The sequence below is a fragment of the Telluria sp. AZSoR62 genome (assembly GCF_058111565.1).
The window spans coordinates 1-273 of the sequence record NZ_JBYTST010000300.1 but is presented as its reverse complement, the minus strand read 5'-3'; the positions used below and the strand labels follow the sequence as shown (position 1 = coordinate 273).

General features: G+C 60.1%; 1 protein-coding gene. It reads right to left on the bottom strand.

Going from position 1 to position 273, the window contains the following annotated elements; genetic code table 11:
• On the bottom strand, window positions 1-273 hold a 273-nt coding region (locus tag AC3XQU_RS23885), incomplete at both ends, for a TraU family protein (protein WP_489876614.1).

The window sequence follows — 273 nt, the reverse complement described above, 5'->3', positions numbered from 1 at the left end:
AAGGTTCATCGTGGTGCGTGCGCCGACCTCGCGCATGCCGGGAATCAATGCCTCCGGGTAGGCCATCTCGGGCACGTTGTAGCGCCAGGCAAGCGTGTCCAAGGTGCTGAGCAGATACGGCATGAATGCCGTTCCTGCGCCCTCGCAGAAGTAGCCCGAGGACGAAACAAACTGGTTGAACACCTCGACGCCGGGATGGCCGATCACGTCGGCGTTCTTGAATTTCGCAAGATTGTTTTCGTGATCCTCGTTCGTCGTTCCATCGCCCCCCGC